The organism is Micromonospora coxensis (assembly GCF_900090295.1).
Taxonomy (GTDB): domain Bacteria; phylum Actinomycetota; class Actinomycetes; order Mycobacteriales; family Micromonosporaceae; genus Micromonospora; species Micromonospora coxensis.
Genome location: NZ_LT607753.1, coordinates 5,010,193 through 5,026,834 on the forward strand (window position 1 = coordinate 5,010,193; position 16,642 = coordinate 5,026,834).

The 16,642-nt window shown below is 73.1% G+C and carries 14 protein-coding genes and 2 pseudogenes; 9 read left to right on the forward strand and 7 right to left on the reverse strand.

The window, feature by feature from the left end:
• Positions 1-58 precede the first annotated feature (58 nt).
• The 6 genes and pseudogenes from GA0070614_RS22935 to GA0070614_RS31455 form a co-directional block, all read right to left on the reverse strand.
• The gene (locus GA0070614_RS22935; RefSeq protein ID WP_088977898.1) at positions 59-2,449 is read right to left on the reverse strand and encodes a tyrosine-type recombinase/integrase; all 2,391 of its coding nucleotides are present in this window, start codon (positions 2,447-2,449) and stop codon (positions 59-61) included.
• Positions 2,446-3,696 (reverse strand): tyrosine-type recombinase/integrase, encoded by a 1,251-nt coding sequence (locus tag GA0070614_RS22940; protein WP_197701349.1) that lies wholly within the window; start codon positions 3,694-3,696, stop codon positions 2,446-2,448. Before GA0070614_RS22940 ends, GA0070614_RS22935 begins: the two co-directional genes overlap by 4 nt.
• Before the next feature lie 102 nt (positions 3,697-3,798).
• Positions 3,799-4,515: pseudogene (locus GA0070614_RS22945) on the reverse strand (DNA-processing protein DprA); the annotation flags it as partial.
• Complete coding sequence (locus tag GA0070614_RS22950; RefSeq protein WP_088977901.1) at positions 4,512-6,032, reverse strand: YifB family Mg chelatase-like AAA ATPase; 1,521 nt, start codon at positions 6,030-6,032, stop codon at positions 4,512-4,514. The gene GA0070614_RS22950 and the pseudogene GA0070614_RS22945, both read right to left, overlap by 4 nt.
• A gap of 199 nt (positions 6,033-6,231) precedes the next feature.
• The gene (locus GA0070614_RS22960) at positions 6,232-6,591 is read right to left on the reverse strand and encodes a YraN family protein (RefSeq protein ID WP_088977903.1); all 360 of its coding nucleotides are present in this window, start codon (positions 6,589-6,591) and stop codon (positions 6,232-6,234) included.
• Positions 6,592-6,696: 105 nt separating this feature from the next.
• On the reverse strand, positions 6,697-6,828 hold the full coding sequence (locus GA0070614_RS31455; RefSeq protein WP_269459452.1) for a hypothetical protein: 132 nt from the start codon (positions 6,826-6,828) through the stop codon (positions 6,697-6,699).
• A gap of 19 nt (positions 6,829-6,847) precedes the next feature.
• On the opposite strand from GA0070614_RS31455, the gene GA0070614_RS22965 reads away from it, so the two are divergent.
• From GA0070614_RS22965 to GA0070614_RS23005, 9 genes and pseudogenes are all read left to right on the forward strand, one after another.
• The gene (locus GA0070614_RS22965) at positions 6,848-7,330 is read left to right on the forward strand and encodes a diadenosine tetraphosphate hydrolase (RefSeq protein WP_088979600.1); all 483 of its coding nucleotides are present in this window, start codon (positions 6,848-6,850) and stop codon (positions 7,328-7,330) included.
• A gap of 27 nt (positions 7,331-7,357) precedes the next feature.
• Positions 7,358-8,360, forward strand: a pseudogene (locus GA0070614_RS22970) (hypothetical protein).
• 255 nt (positions 8,361-8,615) lie between these two features.
• On the forward strand, positions 8,616-9,473 hold the full coding sequence (gene rpsB / locus GA0070614_RS22975; protein WP_088977905.1) for a 30S ribosomal protein S2: 858 nt from the start codon (positions 8,616-8,618) through the stop codon (positions 9,471-9,473).
• A 139-nt stretch (positions 9,474-9,612) separates the two neighbouring features.
• The gene (gene tsf / locus GA0070614_RS22980; protein ID WP_088977906.1) at positions 9,613-10,440 is read left to right on the forward strand and encodes a translation elongation factor Ts; all 828 of its coding nucleotides are present in this window, start codon (positions 9,613-9,615) and stop codon (positions 10,438-10,440) included.
• Between the two features lie 164 nt (positions 10,441-10,604).
• Positions 10,605-11,372 carry a UMP kinase gene (gene pyrH / locus GA0070614_RS22985; protein WP_088977907.1) on the forward strand — a complete coding sequence of 256 codons (768 nt, stop codon included), beginning with the start codon at positions 10,605-10,607 and terminating at the stop codon, positions 11,370-11,372.
• Between the two features lie 81 nt (positions 11,373-11,453).
• Positions 11,454-12,011: a ribosome recycling factor gene (gene frr, locus GA0070614_RS22990; protein ID WP_088977908.1), complete on the forward strand. Its 558-nt coding sequence runs from the start codon at positions 11,454-11,456 to the stop codon at positions 12,009-12,011.
• Positions 12,012-12,619: 608 nt separating this feature from the next.
• Positions 12,620-13,870 carry a phosphatidate cytidylyltransferase gene (locus tag GA0070614_RS22995; protein WP_088977909.1) on the forward strand — a complete coding sequence of 417 codons (1,251 nt, stop codon included), beginning with the start codon at positions 12,620-12,622 and terminating at the stop codon, positions 13,868-13,870.
• A gap of 104 nt (positions 13,871-13,974) precedes the next feature.
• Positions 13,975-15,126 carry a 23S rRNA (adenine(2503)-C(2))-methyltransferase RlmN gene (gene rlmN / locus GA0070614_RS23000; protein ID WP_088977910.1) on the forward strand — a complete coding sequence of 384 codons (1,152 nt, stop codon included), beginning with the start codon at positions 13,975-13,977 and terminating at the stop codon, positions 15,124-15,126.
• 22 nt (positions 15,127-15,148) lie between these two features.
• Positions 15,149-16,252 (forward strand): DivIVA domain-containing protein, encoded by a 1,104-nt coding sequence (locus tag GA0070614_RS23005; protein WP_088977911.1) that lies wholly within the window; start codon positions 15,149-15,151, stop codon positions 16,250-16,252.
• A gap of 67 nt (positions 16,253-16,319) precedes the next feature.
• Here GA0070614_RS23005 and GA0070614_RS23010 read toward each other — a convergent pair whose 3' ends face one another.
• Complete coding sequence (locus GA0070614_RS23010; RefSeq protein WP_088977912.1) at positions 16,320-16,541, reverse strand: DUF2631 domain-containing protein; 222 nt, start codon at positions 16,539-16,541, stop codon at positions 16,320-16,322.
• Positions 16,542-16,642 lie beyond the last annotated feature (101 nt).

Sequence of the window (16,642 nt, forward strand, 5' to 3'; positions counted from 1 at the left end):
GAAGCCACCTCCGCAGTGAGGCGCCAAACGGTCCGGCGTCCGGCTGAGCAAGGGCGGCTCATCGGCCGCGGATTACTGGAAGGCCCAGGTCCACCGTCGTTGCGGGGGTCGCCCGGCGGTCGAGGTTAGCCAGCTTGCCGCGGGCTGCCTCCAGCGACACCTGCAGGCCTTGGACCTCGCCGAGCCATCCGTTGGCCTGTGCCTCGTCGAGGCGCTCCTGCAGGTTGGTGGCAATCTCTTCGAGGCGGGGTCGCTGCGCTGGGTCGACGCGCAGCATGGGGCAGCGGATGCAGGCGTGCTCGTGGTTGCAGGGGGTTCCGTAGGGCCGGCCGCAGGTGCCGAGTTCGAGCTTGCGCAGCAGGAAGTGTTCCTGGAACTCCTCCCACTCGGCGTCGGTGGGCTCGCGGTACTCGGTCGTGGGGCGCATGGCCCGCCGCTCGGCGAGGAATGCGCGGTAGGCCTGGACGAGGTCGTCCTGGAAGACCGCGAGGTAGGCCTGCGTGGTGTTGAGGTTTTCGTGACCAAGTAGACGTGCGGCGATGTGGACGGGCAGGCCGCCGGAGACCGCCTCGGTGGCGAAGATGCGCCGGAAGTCGTGCGGTGTGTAGCGCAGCGGCTTGCCTGCGGCGTCGGTGAGGCCGGCCAGCTTGAGAATGTCAGCGAGATGGTTCTGGACCAACTTCTGGCTGATCACCTCGCGGCGCCAGCCGAGGATGTGCTGAAACAGGTGCGGCAGCATCGGGCCGGTCGTGCGCTCGTGCGGGTCGTAGCGGGCGACCAGCGGGATCTGGCCTGTCTCCGGGTCGCGAATCCGCTTGATGATCGTGGCAAGGACACTGGCGAGTTCCGGGCTGACCAGCAGTAGCCGCTCGCTGTTGGACTTCGAGGGGACGATCTGCAGCAGCGGGACGATCTCGTTGGTGTCGCGCAGCTTGTAGGACGTCAACGCCAGATGGGTGATCTCCAGCAACTCTTCGAGTCGGACGCCGGTGTGCCGCAGCGTCTCAACGATCGACCAGCCCCAGAACGCGGAGTTCTCGATGATCGTGAGGTTGAGCAGGTCGCCGGTCTCGAGGTGGACGGCCCAGATGTGTTCCGGGCCGCGCTGCCGGTGGCTGCGATGCGTGGCGGTCTTGGGTGCGCTGCGCTGATAGCTCACACCGTCGTGAATGAACGTCTCACCGAGCGCGGTGCCCTTCGCCGCCTCCAGAATCGCCTGGTGGTGGGCGCGGTTGCGTTCGGCTGCATGGATCAGCAGCGGCAACTGTGGAAGGCGCTCCCGGACGCGCTGGTGCATAGCCGCTGTGGCCTTTTTGCGCGCCTTGCCTTGCCCGTCGGTGTCAGCCTTGCGGACCGGGCTGGGTGCGGCGAACGGCGCCCAAGACGGGTCCTCCAGAGCCCACTCCTGGATGTCGAGGTAGAACGCCCGAACTCGAACCAGCAACCCCAGCCTGTCGCGGCGCTCTCGTCCCGGATAGCGAGGGTCGGTGACGAACTTGGTGCGCTCCTTCCAGGCTGGGGCGATGTCCGGTGGCAGGTTGATCGAGTCGGCATCAGGATGATGCTGTTCGATGTCATGCCAGAAGGCGCCGACCAGGTGCCCGACAAGCCCTCTGAAGGAGCCGTAGTCCATTGCCGGTCGCCGTTCTTCGCAGTAGCGGACCAGCAGATCACGGACCGGTTTGCATCGCAGCTCGAACGCGTCGACCAGCTCGGCGGTCGGTCGCTGCCCGACACGGATAGCAGCGCGCAGCGTCTTGTCTTCCTTGATGATCCCGACGCCGCGCGCCAGCTCCCAGGCGGCGTGCAGGCCGGGCAGTTGACGGCCGATGGCGCGAACACTCCATGCTCGGGCCACGAAGAAGTCCTCGGGTTCGAGCTGTTCGAGGTCCTTGCCGGTGTGCAAGACGATCTTGGTCAGCGCGACAAGCGGCTGGTTCTCCTGTCGTCCGATCATGCCGAGCCTCGTCGCTTCGGCGGCTGCCCGCGCGAACAGGTCCGGGCTGACGGTCTGCCGCAGTTGGTCGAACAGGGCGTATGCCTTGTAGCGGTGTAGGAAGGCGTAGCTGGGCCGCAGGACTCTCAGCAGGAGCAGGCCTCGCATTCCGCACTGCAACTGCTCGTCGGAAGCCGCATCGGTGGCATCCCTGGCCTCGGCGACCTGCTCGCGCCAAGACCGGTCATGGACGTCCGCGGCGAGCCACCGCGCTTGCCAGCCGTCTCCCGGGAAGGTCTGCAGCCACTCCAGGATCAGGCGAGCACCTCGCAGCCAGGTGAGGCGCTCGTGGCCGCCGGCAGGCCATGACGGTAGCCGCGGCAGCGCGTCGAGGACCACGTTGATGTCGCGCCGGTCTAGCCGGCCCAGGGGGTGTTCTTGTGGGACCAGGTTGTCGGCAACGGTCAGCTGCCGCCAACGCGGTGGCCTCTTGGCCAGGGCGGTGAGCGTCATTGCAGGCCCCCTGCTCCGAACAGAACCGACATGTCGCCGGGGTCGTAGCCGGGCCCGATGGCAGGCTGCGGCGGCCCGGCGGCCCGGCGTTCCTGCTCGGCGTGGTGTTGCCTTACGCGCTTGATCACCTCGTCCTGGTCGTCTTCCAGATAGATCTGGGTGGTGGTCAGGTGGGCATGACCCAGCAGGGTCTGAACGTCGCGCAGCGATAGGTTCTCGTCGCGGGCCATGCGCAGGGCACACGTGTGTCGCAGGTCGTGCATCGACCAGTTTGCGCCCAGCAGCTTGTTAGCGCGAAGCAGAACGGCTCTCAGTGCGTCGTACTCCAGGGGGACACGTTGCAGTCGGCCCTCGACTCGTTGGCGCCGCAATGTCCACCACAGCGGCTGCTCAGGGCGCAGCCGGCGTAGTTCCACCAGGTAGAGGCGCAACCAGACGAAGGCCTCAGGACTGGCCGGCAACCACTGTTCCGCGCCGGAGCCCTTACGTGCCACCCGAATGAGCTGGTCACCCCAGTCGACGTCGCAGACTCGCACACCGAGAAGCTCGTTAGCGCGGGCCGCGGTGCTGACCGCCAGGGTGAGGATGGCACGGTCGCGGTGCGAGTCCATCGCCTTGAACAGGTCGAGCCAGGCGTCGTCGGGCATGGCCCGGGGCTTGCGCTTGGGGACCTTGGGGTTGTAGCGCAGCCGCCCCTCCGGCCGGAACGGTTCGAGGGGGTTATGGTGTGCGTTCGGCCTGCTCCCGCGCCGGTCACGAGGGACCGGATTGCGCAGCGGACCTTGCCCTTCCTCGATCCAATATTCATAGAAGGCGCGCAGCACCGCGTTGGAGTGTCGGACAGTTCGGGGCTTGTACTGGTCGCTCTGGTACTCCTTGCGAGTGATCGGGTTGACCGTACCGGCCGTGGATGCTGAGGCCTTGCGGCGCTTCGCGACGGGCTTCTCAGTGTGCTGCAGCCACAGCACGAGGTCCTTGGTCTCGGTCGACGTAGCCCGCTCCCACGGCACGTCAACGGCCCGCAGGAACCGCCACCACCGCAGCAACGTATAGGCGTAGCTGCGCACCGAGCCGGGACGGTTGCCGCGGGCAACGAAGTCACGCAGGAACCGGTGGATCGGCTCGACGGGCTCGCCGGCGTCGTCATACACGGTGAACGGCACCGGCGCGACGGCTGGCCCGACCCGCCCCCACTCGGGCAACTTGATGGCCGCGATGTCCCGTTCCGGGCGTTCCGGTAGATCCACGCGGGTTGCCTCCCCAGGCCAAAGATGGGTATCTCTGGGTAAGCAACTTCGGGATCATGTCAATGGATACGCTGCGTATACCGAAAGAGTGGGGCAGAACTACAGCAGGGTAGTCCGGTCAACACATCGTGGCCGCAGCGGATCGGCCCCGGGCATCCACTCGCTCACCAGCAGACCGGTGTCGGCGATCCGGTCGAACAGCGCCGCGTTGCCCATCGGATAGGGGCGGTCGACCCCGCAGGCGAGCACGGCGACCGTCACCCCACCGGCGGTCAACGCGCCCCGGTGCGCCGCCGCGTCGATGCCGAACGCGCCGCCGGAGACCACCGCCCAGTCCCGCTCGGCCAGCCCGTACCCGATCTCGGTGGCGACGTGCACGCCGTACCCGGTGGCGGCTCGCGCGCCGACCACCGCGACGGAGCGGTCCAGCGTCTCGCCGAGCGGCCAGCCGCCGCGTACCCAGAAGCAGAGCGGCGGGGCGGTCTCCAGGTCGACCCGCCGGCTGGCCCCGGGAAGGACCAGTCGACTCAGGTCGTCGAGCCGGGCCGGCCACTCGTCGTCCTCCGGGGTCAGCAGCCGGGCGCCCACCCGCTCGGTACGGGCGAGCGCCTCCACGGCGGCCGACCGCGCGTCGCCCGCCCCGCTGCGGGCGGCCACCACGTCGCGCAGCCGCCGCTCCGGAGCACCGCCGTCGAGCAGCAGGTCCAGCGTGGCCACCGGGCCGAGCTGCTGCACCAGCCGGTACACCGACCAGGTGCCCGGCTCGGTGAGCCAGGTCAGCGCCACTCGGGCCAGCCGGCGCTCGTCTCGGGTGCTCATGTCCCTTCCCCCGTCCTGAGTTGGATGGCCTCCAGCACGTCCTCGCGCCCCGGCCGGTCCCGGCCGTCCAGGTCGGCGATCGTCCAGGCCAGGCGGATGATCCGGTCGAAGCCGCGGGCGGAGATCGCGCCGGAGTCGAGCCGGCCGCGCAGTTCTGCGGTGTCGCGCACCGGCAGCCGCCAGGGCGGCCGGCGCAGGTGCGGGCCGGGGATCTCGGCGTTGAGCTTGCGGCCGACCGGGGCCCACCGGGCGGCCGCCGCCCGCCGGGCGAGCGAGACCCGGGCCGCGACGCCGGCCGACGACTCGCCCGCCCGGGCCGCCTCCATCAGCTCCGCCGCCCGCACCGGCAGCAGCTTCACCTGTACGTCGATCCGGTCCAGCAGCGGCCCGGAGAGCCGCCCGAGGTAGCGCCGCCGGGCCAGCGGGCTGCACTCGCAGTACGCGTCACCGGCGGGCTTGGCGCACGGGCACGGGTTGGCCGCCAGCACCAGCTGGGTCCGGGCCGGGTACTCCGTCCCGCCCCCGCTGCGGGCGAGTTGGATGCGGCCGTGCTCCAGGGGCTGGCGCAGCGCCTCGAGCGCGCCCTTGCTGAACTCGGGGGCCTCGTCGAGGAAGAGCACGCCCCGGTGGGCCAGCGACACCGCGCCCGGTCGGGCCAGCCCCGACCCGCCACCGACCAGCGACGGCACCGTCGCGGTGTGGTGCGGTGCCTGGAACGGCGGGCGGCGCAGCAGGCGCCCGCCCGGCGGGAGCAGCCCGGCGATCGAGTGCAGCGCGGTGACCTCCAGCGCCGCGTCGTCGTCCAGCTCGGGCAGGATCGACGGCAGTCGCTCGGCCAGCATGGTCTTGCCCGCGCCGGGCGGCCCCAGCAGCGCCAGGTGGTGCCCGCCGGCGGCGGCCACCTCCAGCGCCCGCCGGCCCAGCCCCTGCCCGGCCACGTCGGCCAGGTCCGGCCCGTCCGGGTCGGGTGCCGGCGGGTCGGCGGGCGGGTCCAGCAGCGGGCTGCCGTCTCTGACGTACGCGACCAGGCGGTGCAGTGTGTCCACCGCGCGTACCCGGATGCCCGGGATGACCGCCGCCTCGGCGGCGTTGCCCACCGGGACGACGATCCGGTCCCGCCCGGCCCGTGCCGCCGCCGCGACCATCGGCAGCACCCCGCGCACCGGCCGGACGGCCCCGTCCAGGCCCAGCTCGCCGAGGATCACCACGCCGTCGAGCGGGGCGAGGGGAAGCTCTCCGGAGCCGCCGAGCACGGCGGTCGCGATGGCCAGGTCGAACGCGGAGCCGTACTTGGGCATGGTCGCGGGCAGCAGGTTGAGGGTGATCCGCCGGTTGGGCCAGCGCTGCCCGGAGTTGACGATCGCCGCCCGTACCCGGTCCCGCGCCTCGTGCAGGGCGGTGTCGGGCAGCCCGGAGATGACCACCGCCGGCAGGCCGGGCGCCAGGTCGGCCTCCACCTCGACGAGGTGGCCGGTGACGCCGACCAGCCCGACGCAGAGCACCTTCGCGTAGCTCACCGGGCCACCCCGGACCCGCTCCGGCCCTCGCCCAGCCCCACCGCCCCGGACCCGGTCCAGCCCGTGGACCACCCCGCCATCCCGGACCGGGCCCGGCCCGTTACGCGCGCCGCCACCCCGGACCAGGTTCGGCCCGTGAACCGCCCCGCCACCCCGTCGGCGCGACGGCCCGTCGCCCGGCGGATCACCGCCCCGCCCATCAGAACGCGCCCTTGAGATGCTCGACCAGCGCGGGGCCCGCCGCGGGCAGCCGAACGGCCAGCACGTCGAAGCGGACCTCGTCGGCGTCGACCCCGGATTCGGCCAGCCACCGGGCGGCGAGACCCCGAAGCCGCCGGGCCTTGCGCGGCACGACCGCCTCCGCCGGGGTGCCGTAGTCGCCGGTGCGCCGGGTCTTCACCTCGCAGAAGGCGAGCACCGCACCGTCCCAGGCGATGATGTCGATCTCGCCGTCCGGGCAGCGCCAGTTGCGGGCGACCGGACGCAGCCCCGCCCCGATGAGGTGGCGCAGGGCGCACCGCTCGCCGTACGCGCCGACCGCCTGGTTCCGCTTCGTCATGGCGTCGAGGGTGCGGTGGCGGAGACGGACGGCGCCGCGACGATCGTGCCGGCTGTGGACGGCGGGGCGGCCTGTGGACAGCAACCCGATCATGCCCTCGGTGTGCTACGCGTACCGTCCCCCGGAGGTGCCGGCGTGCGGCCTGCCGCAGGTCGGCCAGGACTGCGGCACGCGGTGGTTGACGTCGAAGCTGACGAGCGCGCCGCGCCCGCCGTGGGTCGGCCGGGAATCCGGCACGCGCTCTAGCCTGGCCGGCATGACGGGCGACTGGCGGGACGACCGGGTCGGGGCGGCGCTGCGTGGCGAGAACCCGACCGTGCTGCGGCGCCTCACCGCCGGGTTCGCGGTGCTCGGCGACGTCCAGTTCCTGCCCGGCTACTGCGTCCTGATCAGCGACGATCCGGCCGCCGACCGGCTGGCCGACCTGCCCCGGGAGCGCCGGCTGGCCTTCCTCGCCGACCTGGATCTGCTGGGCGAGGCGGTCCACCGGGTCTGCGCGCGCCGCGACCCGGCCTTCCGCCGGGTCAACTACGAGATCCTCGGCAACCTCGACGCCTTCCTGCACGCCCACGTGCGCCCCCGCTACGACTGGGAGCCGGCCGAGCTGCGCCGGGGCCCGGCCACCGCGTACCCGGTCGAGGTGTGGCGCGACCCGGCGCACGCGCTCGGGCCCCGCCACCGGGAGCTGCGCGCCCTGCTCACCGCCGAGCTGGACGCGCTGACGGCCGATCACCACTGACCGGGCGGACGAGGGCGCAGGGGGCGAATGGCGGCACGGGGGACGGTCGCATACCGTGCCGGACGTGGACGCACGACGGAGCTACCCCGAAGACCAGGAGTCGCGCTGGTACCCCGCCGGCCGCGAACGCGGGTACGACGAGCAGGACTGGCGTGGCGGCGGCGAGGCACGCCCGCGCGACGAGCAGTTCCGTACCCCGGACCAGCGCGTCGCCGAGGAGGGTCGCTACGCCGACGCCGGCCGTTACGACGGGACCGGACGCTTCGGCGCCGTCGACCCGTTCGGTGACGGCCGCCCCGAGTCGGACGGATACCGCCCGACCCGCGCACGGCGGGCCGAACGGGACGACCCGGAGGTCTCCGGCGAGCTGCCCGGGGATCGCCCCGGCCGCCGCGCCGCCCGGGAGGCCGGGCCGGACCCGCTCTCCACGAGTGGCGCCGGCCCGCTGACCGCGGACCGGCTCGCCACGACGGGAGCGGGGCCGCTGACCGGTGGCGCGTCGGAGCACGCCGATCGGCTCGCCACCACCGGGGCCGGCCCGCTCGCCGGTGGCCCCGCCGACCGGCCCGCCCCGCTGGCCGGGTACCCGATCATCGGGGCGAACCGGCCCGGTGAGCCGGCGAACCCGCTGGAGATGCCGACCGGCCCGATGCCCCCGGTGCTGCCCCGGCCGGACGTGACGGCGGGCCCGGACGGCGCGTACCGGCCGGCGGGCGCGCCCTCCGACGGCGTCTACCGGACCCGGCGCCCGGCGCTGGCGGCGCTGCTCGGCCTGCTGGTCCTGGTCTTCGAACTCCCGGCGCTGCGGGTGCTGCTGCACGGCCTGACCGGCGATCCGGTCTCCACGTCGCACGTGGTCGTGGGCACGTTCCTGGTCGTCGGGCTGCCGATCTTCGCCGGCGGCCTGTACGGGCTGCGCACCGGCGGACTGGCGATGGCCGACGGCGCGCGGGGCTGGCTGCGCCCGCCGACCGCCTACCTGACCGTCGGGCTGGCCCTCTTCCTCGCCGCCGCCCTGGCGGCCGGCTGACCCGCCGCGCTGACCCCGCCGGCTGACCCGCCGGGCGGGTTCGCGCACCCGGCGGCCCGGCGGCGGGACAGGGGCGTACACTGGTCGACTGGCGACCGCCTCGCGCGGTCGACCTCGCGCGCCCTCTCCACGGTTCCGTGGGGCGACGGCCTCCCTGGTCCCGATCGTTCGGGCCCACCATGGCCGGCGACCGGGCGCCAGGACGCCCGGCCGCCGGCCGGGCGGGACAACCAGGGACCAAGGGAGTACCCCACCATGGCCGTCGTGACCATGCGCCAGCTGCTGGAGAGCGGTGTCCACTTCGGGCACCAGACCCGGCGCTGGAACCCGAAGATGAAGCGCTTCATCTTCACCGAGCGCAACGGTATCTACATCATCGACCTGCGCCAGACCCTCGACTACATCGAGAAGGCGTACGACTTCGTGCGCAACACGGTGGCCGAGGGCGGCAGCATCCTCTTCGTCGGCACCAAGAAGCAGGCCCAGGAGGCCATCGCCGAGCAGGCGACCCGGGTCGGCCAGCCGTACGTCAACCACCGCTGGCTCGGCGGCATGCTGACCAACTTCCAGACGGTGTACAAGCGGCTGCAGCGCATGAAGGAGCTGGAGGCCCTGGGTGACCTGAGCGGCACCGCCGCCGGTTACACCAAGAAGGAGACCCTGCAGCTGTTCCGCGAGAAGACCAAGCTCACCAAGACCCTTGGTGGCCTGCGGGACATGCAGAAGCTCCCGGCCGCGATCTGGGTGGTCGACACCAAGAAGGAGCACATCGCCGTCGACGAGGCCCGCAAGCTGGGCATCCCGGTGATCGCCGTGCTCGACACCAACTGCGACCCGGACGAGGTCGACTTCCCGATCCCGGGCAACGACGACGCGATCCGCTCGGCCGAGCTGCTGACCAAGGTCGTCGCCGCCGCCGTCGCCGATGGTCTGATCGCCCGCTCCGGTCGCCGCCGTGGCGGCGACGAGAAGCCCGAGGCGGGTCAGGTCGGCGCCGACGAGCCGCTGGCCGAGTGGGAGCGCGAGCTGCTCGAGGAGCCGAAGAAGGCCGACGAGCAGCCGGCGGCCGAGCAGCAGCCGGCCGAGCAGCCGGCGACCGCCGCCGCGGAGTGATCGCACCGTCGCTTCCCCGCCGTCCGTTTTCGCGGACGGCGGGGAGCGGCGGGTACGCCGGACACATCCGGCCCGGATCCGGGTAACCGGCACCCAGACCATCCCACCGCAGTTCCGACACGACACCGAAGAGAGAGTCATGTCCAACTTCACCGCCGCGGACGTCAAGAAGCTCCGCGACCTCACCGGCGCCGGCATGATGGACTGCAAGAAGGCGCTGACCGAGGCCGAGGGCGACTTCGACAAGGCCGTCGAGATCCTGCGCGTCAAGGGCGCCAAGGACGTCGGCAAGCGGGCCGGCCGCACCGCCGCCAACGGTCTCGTCGCGCACTCCGGCCAGGCGCTGCTCGAGCTCAACTGCGAGACGGACTTCGTCGCCAAGAACGACGCCTTCATCGCGCTGGCCCAGCAGCTGGTCGAGCACGGCGAGCGCAGCGGCGTGAGCAACGCCGAGGAGCTGCTCGCCTCCGAGCTGGACGGCCGGACGGTCGCCGACCTGATCCAGGAGCAGTCGGCCAAGATCGGTGAGAAGCTGGTGCTCAACCGCTTCGCCAAGCTCGAGGGCAGCACCGCCGTCTACCTGCACCGCAAGAGCCAGGACCTGCCCCCGGCGGTCGGCGTGCTGGTGCAGTACAGCGGCAAGACCGACGAGGCCGGCGACGCCGACGCCCGCGCGGTCGCGATGCAGATCGCCGCGATGCGGCCGAAGTACCTCACCCGGGACGAGGTGCCGGCCGAGGTCGTCGAGTCCGAGCGGCGCATCGCCGAGCAGACCGCCCGCGAGGAGAACAAGCCCGAGGCGGCGCTGCCGAAGATCGTCGAGGGTCGGGTCAACGCCTTCTTCAAGGACTACGTCCTGGTCGAGCAGGCGTCGGTCGCCGACAACAAGAAGACCGTGAAGCAGGTGCTGGCCGAGGCCGGCATCGAGGTGACCCGCTTCCTGCGGTTCGAGGTCGGCCAGGCCTGATCCGCCGGCACGGGCGCATGCCGCGCCCGTGGGCAGGGAAACGTCGACGAGGAGGCCGCCGGTGTACGTGACAGGCACCGCGGCCTCCTCGTCACATAGGGTCGGCAACGGCAGTCGAGCGGTACGCGGCGCGCGGGACGTGCGCCCGGGGAAGGGCGGGGCGGATGACGCAGGTTGTGAGTGACCGGAGCCTGGAGGCTGACGACCCGACGGCGCCGCCGCCCGGGCGGGCCCGCCGGGTGGTGCTGAAGCTCTCCGGTGAGGTCTTCGGCGGCGGCGCGATCGGCGTCGACCCGGACGTCGTACAGGCCATCGCCCGGCAGATCGCCACCGTCGTCCGGCGCGGGGTGCAGGTCTCCGTCGTGGTCGGCGGCGGCAACTTCTTCCGCGGCGCCGAACTGCAGAAGCGCGGCATGGACCGGGCCCGGGCCGACTACATGGGCATGCTCGGCACCGTGATGAACTGCCTCGCCCTGCAGGACTTCCTGGAGAAGGAGGGCATCGAGACGCGCGTGCAGAGCGCGATCACGATGGCCCAGGTCGCGGAGCCGTACATCCCGCTGCGCGCCATCCGGCACCTGGAGAAGGGCCGCGTGGTCATCTTCGGGGCGGGCGCCGGCATGCCGTACTTCTCCACCGACACGGTCGCCGCGCAGCGGGCGCTGGAGATCCGCGCCGACGTGGTGCTGATGAGCAAGAACGGGGTGGACGGCGTCTACACCGCCGATCCCCGGGTCGACCCGACCGCCAGCAAGTTCGACTCGATCACCTTCTCCGAGGTGCTGCGCCGCAACCTCCGGGTGGCCGACGCCGCCGCGTTCAGCCTCTGCATGGAGAACGGGCTGCCGATGCTGGTCTTCGGCGCACAGGGCGACGACACGATCATCCGCGCGGTCGGCGGCGACAAGATCGGTACGCTGATCACCGCCTGAACGGCCCCCGCCACCGCGGCGGTCCTCCGACAGACAGCAGCATCAGCCCACGACGAGCAACAGAAGGAGGCGAGGAGACCGGTGATCGACGACACCCTCCTCGAGGCCGAGGAGAAGATGGAGCGTGCCATCGAGCACGCCAAGGAGGAGTTCGGCGCCATCCGCACCGGTCGCGCCAACGCCGCCATGTTCTCCAAGGTCATCATCGACTACTACGGCAGCCCGACCCCGCTGCCGCAGATGGCGTCCATCGGTGTGCCCGAGCCGCGGATGGTCATCATCAAGCCGTACGACAACTCGCAGATCAACGCCATGGAGAAGGCGATCCGCGACTCCGACCTCGGCGTGAACCCGAACAACGAGGGCAACCAGCTGCGCATCCTGCTCCCGCAGATGACCGAGGAGCGCCGCCGCGAGATGATCAAGGTGGCCCGGCACAAGGGCGAGGAGGCCAAGGTGGCCGTCCGCAACGTCCGCCGCAAGGGCAAGGAGGAGCTGGACCGCCTCGTCAAGGACGGGGAGGTCGGCGAGGACGAGGGCCGTCGCGCCGAGAAGGAGCTCGACGACCTGACCCAGCGCTACGTCGCCACCGTCGACGAGCTCGTCAAGCACAAGGAAGCCGAGCTGCTCGAGGTCTGAGCGACCGGCTCCGCGGCACCGGCGTCCCGCCCCCTCGGGCGGTGGGACGCCGGTGCCGCTGTCGTCGGGCCCCGGACGTCACCCGTCCGTCCCGCGCCCGGCGACACCGACGTACGGGATGGCGGCGCGGTGCGGCAGTGCTCGCCGCGGCCCGGCTCACCTGCGCGGCCCGGCTCGCCCGCGCGGCCCGGCTCGCCCGCGCGGCCCGGCTCGCCCGCGCGACCAGGCTCGCCCGCGCGACCAGGCTCGCCTGCGCGGCCCGGCCCCGGGGCCGGGCGCCCCCGGGGCCGGGCGCCCCCGGGGCCGGGCGCCCCCGGGGCCGGGCGCCCCCGGGGCCGGGCGCCCCCGGGGCCGGGCGCCCCCGGGGCCGGGCGCCCCCGGGGCCGGGCTCACCCGCGCGGCCCGGGCGAGGTCCCGGCGGCCCTCGTCCGCCCTGCCGGGGCGGGGAGTGCAGTAGGCTCGGCACGATTCCCGGGCCACCACGCGGTGAACGACGGGAATCGACCGGTCGAAGGGCCGGGCAATCGGACGGAACAGTCGCGCGTGTAGGGGATGGCCTTGGTCTTGCGTCATGTGGTGGAACTCGTACCGTCGCCGTTCGGTGCGTGATGTCCCACCTCGACCCCTACGGCGGCGCCGAGCCTCGCGGCTGGGACCGGCCGGAGCGCCCCGCCGCGCTGCCCTGGCCCGAGCGTGACGTCGAGCCGTGGAACCGACAGGCCGGCCCCGAGCTGCACGCCGGCCCGCAGGCCCCGCCGCGTCCGCACGCGCACCGTCCCGACGAGCCCGTCGGCGACCCGTACCCCCTGCCCGGCGAGGGTCCCGGTGGGCCCCGCGGCCCCGGCCGTGCCCCCGGCCGCCCGCCGGTCGACGACGACGCGCCCACCTCGCAGCTCGCCCCCGTGCGCGACGACGACGCGCCCACCTCGCAGATCCCGGTGGTGCGCGCCGAGGCCGACGACGAGCCGCAGCGGCCGTCCGGCCGGCAACGCGGCCGGCGTCGGGCCAGCGCGCAGCGGCCGCCGACGCAGCAGCGGGCGCCCGGCCGGGCCGGCCGGAACCTGCCGGCCGCGATCGGGGTCGGCGTCGCGCTCGGCGCGCTGATCCTCGTACCCCTCTTCTTCTACCTCCAGGCGTTCCTGGTCGTGCTGGCCGCCGCGGTCGCCGTGGGCATCTGGGAGATGGCCCGCGCGGTACGGCGCAGCGGCGCCCATCCGCCGGTGGTGCCGCTGATCGCCGGTGGCGTGCTGACGGTCGGGCTGGCCTGGTTCGCCGGGCCGGACGCGCTCAGTCTCGGCCTGCTGGTCACGGTGCTCGGCACGATGATCTGGCGGCTCGGCGACGGTCCGGCCGGCTTCCAGCGCGACCTCACGGCCGCCACCCTGATCGCGGTCTACGTGCCGTTCCTCGCCGGGTTCGCGGCGCTGCTCGCGGCGGCCCCCGACGACGGGCACCTGCGGGTGCTGGTGACCCTGGTCGCGGTGGTGCTCTCCGACACCGGCGGGTACGCCGCCGGGGTGTCCTTCGGCAAGCACCCGATGGCCCCGTCGATCAGCCCGAAGAAGTCCTGGGAGGGGTTCGCCGGCTCGGTCGCCGCGGCGGCGGCCGGCAGCGCCCTGCTGATCTGGCTGCTCCTGGACGTCGCGCCGTGGTGGGGCGCGCTGTTCGGGATCGCGGTCTCCGGCGCGGCGGTCCTCGGCGACCTGGCCGAGTCCATGATCAAGCGTGACCTGGGCGTGAAGGACATGAGCAATCTCCTGCCCGGGCACGGCGGCCTGATGGACCGGCTGGACTCGATCCTCTTCGCCGTTCCCACCGCCTACCTGCTGCTGGCGGTCTTCGTGCCGGTGGTGGGCTGAGGCATGAATCACGCCCGGTCGCCCGTCCGCCCCGCTCGGCCAGGGCGGAATCGGCACCTCCGGACGGCGGCGTCGGCCGAACGGCGTGACAGACTGGACGCGCCATGACGAGCCTGCCTGTGATCCCCGTAGACCCCGACGCCCCCGGGCGGCGGCCCGCGATGCCTCCCCGCCACCTCGCCGACCTGGACCTGTCCGGGCGGCAGGCGCTGGTGACCGAACTGGGCGAGCCGGCGTTCCGCGCCAAGCAGGTCTCCCACCACTACTTCGGTCGGCTGGTGCGCGACCCGGAGCAGATGACCGACCTGCCGGCGACCACCCGGGAGCGGATCGCCGGGTCGCTGCTGCCCACCCTGCTCAACCCGGTACGCGAACTGGCCTGCGACGACGGGGCCACCCGCAAGGCGCTCTGGCGGCTGCACGACGGCTCGCTGGTGGAGAGCGTGCTGATGGGCTACCCGGACCGGGTGACCGTCTGCATCTCCAGCCAGGCCGGCTGCGGCATGGCGTGCCCGTTCTGCGCGACCGGCCAGGCCGGGCTGACCCGTAACCTCTCCACCGCCGAGATCGTCGACCAGGCCGTCTACCTGGCCGGCGTCGCCGCCTCCGGCAAGGTGGCGGGGTCGCCGCCGCGGCTGTCGCACGTCGTCTTCATGGGCATGGGCGAGCCGCTGGCTAACTACTCGCGGGTGGTCGCGGCGATCCGCCGGCTGGTCGCGCCGGCCCCGGAGGGGCTCGGCCTGTCCCAGCGGCACATCACCGTTTCCACGGTCGGGCTGGTCCCGGCCATCCGCCGACTGGCCAGCGAAGACCTCTCAGTGACCCTTGCGCTGTCGCTGCATGCGCCCGATGATGATCTGCGCGACGAACTCGTGCCGGTCAACCAGCGCTGGAAGGTAGCCGAAGTGCTGGACTCAGCGTGGGACTACGCGGCCCGGACAGGGCGCCGCGTGTCGATCGAGTACGCGATGATCAAGGACGTGAACGACCAGCCGTGGCGGGCGGACCTGCTCGGGCGGCTGCTGGCCGGCAAGTTGGCCCACGTGAACCTCATCCCGCTCAACCCGACACCCGGCAGCCGGTGGGACGCGAGCCCGAAGCCGGTCGAGCGGGAGTTCGTCCGACGGTTGCGCGAGGCCGGGGTGTCCACGACGGTGCGGGACACCCGGGGGCGCGAGATCGACGGCGCGTGCGGGCAGTTGGCGGCGGCCGAGGACAGCAACACCGACGCGCCGCGCGGGCGTGACCGGGCGTAGCGGTACGAGACCAGGAGACATAGTGGCGAGTCAGGGTCAGCGTTTCCGGCGTAAGGCGCTCCGCCGGGGCTACAAGGTCGACGAGGTGGACGCCTTCCTGGACCGGGTCGAGGCGACACTCGCCGGCCAGCCGGTCGGCGCGCCCGTGGCCTCCCAGGAGGTCCACGACGTCGTCTTCCGGGTCCGCTTCAACGGCTACGACGAGTGGCAGGTCGACCTGCACCTCGACCGGGTCGAGCGGCAGCTGGCCGAGCTGGAGGAGCGCGGTGGCCTGGCCGGCGGGCGCAGCGGTGACCTGCGCGCCTCCGCCGACCGCCTCGGCCCGCCGATGCGCGACGACCACCGGGGGCTCTCGCCCGTCCCGCAGCCGCTGCCGCCGCGCGGGATGCCGGCGCAGCCGGGCCCGCCGGACCGCTACGGCAACCGGTACGACGAGCCGACCGGCGCCTTCGCCGGCGGGTACGACGCCCCCCGGGGCGGCTACGACGCGCCGCGCGGCCCGGGTGGGCCCGGCGCGGGTGGCCCGATGGGCCCGGGCGGGCAGCTGGGCCACGGCGGTCCGCCGCAGCGTGGCCTGCCCGCCGGGCCGGGCCGGTACGGCCAGGAGGAGCCGGGTCGCTACGCCCCGGAGGAGCCGGGCCGCTACGGCCAGGACGAGCCGGGCCGGTTCGACGGTTTCGAGGCCGGCCGGCACGGCCGGGCCGACATGACCGCCGAGATCCGGATGCCGGAGCGCGACCTGCGCGACATGCGGGGCCCCGGTCCGGCCGGCCCGCCGCCCATGCCGCCGCAGGGGCACGGCGGCCCACCGCCGATGGCCGGCCCGCCCATGGGTGGCCCGCCGATGGTGGGGCCGCCGATGGCCGGCCCGCCCGGCAGCGACCTCTACCGGGTGGACCAGATCCGGCGCAGCTTCCAGGTGCGTCGCTTCGGCAGCGGGTACGACCCGGACCAGGTCGACCGCTTCTTCGAGACGCTGCTCGGCGGCATGCAGGGCCGCAACCCGATGCCGGTGAACCCGCGTGACCTGGACACCCTGCGGTTCGGGCTGGTCCAGGGCGGCTACTTCGAGGCCGAGGTCGACGCCGCCCTCAAGGACGTGCAGGACATCCTGCTCGGCCGCTGACCGACGCGACGAGGGCCCGCTCCCCGATGGGGGCGGGCCCTCGTGTCGTCCGGCGCGGTGGCGCGGTTCAGGACCGCAGGCCGTTGCGGCGCAGCACCGCGTCGCCGACGACGATCGCCAGCAGCAGCACGGCGAGGCCGACCAGCCAGATGTCCTCGACCCTGCCCTCGTGGTTGCCGCAGAGCATCGCCAGCAGCGCCAGCGCGGAGAGCACCGCGCCGATCCGTCCGGACTTGCGGTGCCCGGGCTTGTGCTGATCTGGCGCGGTTACCGGCTCGCTTCCTGCCACTGTCGGTCCTTCCCTCGCGATCGGATCTCCGAGTAGTCTGGCACGCCCCCTGCCGGGCCCGGTGCGGGGTCCGGCCCGACCGGGGCACGCGAACGGGGGAC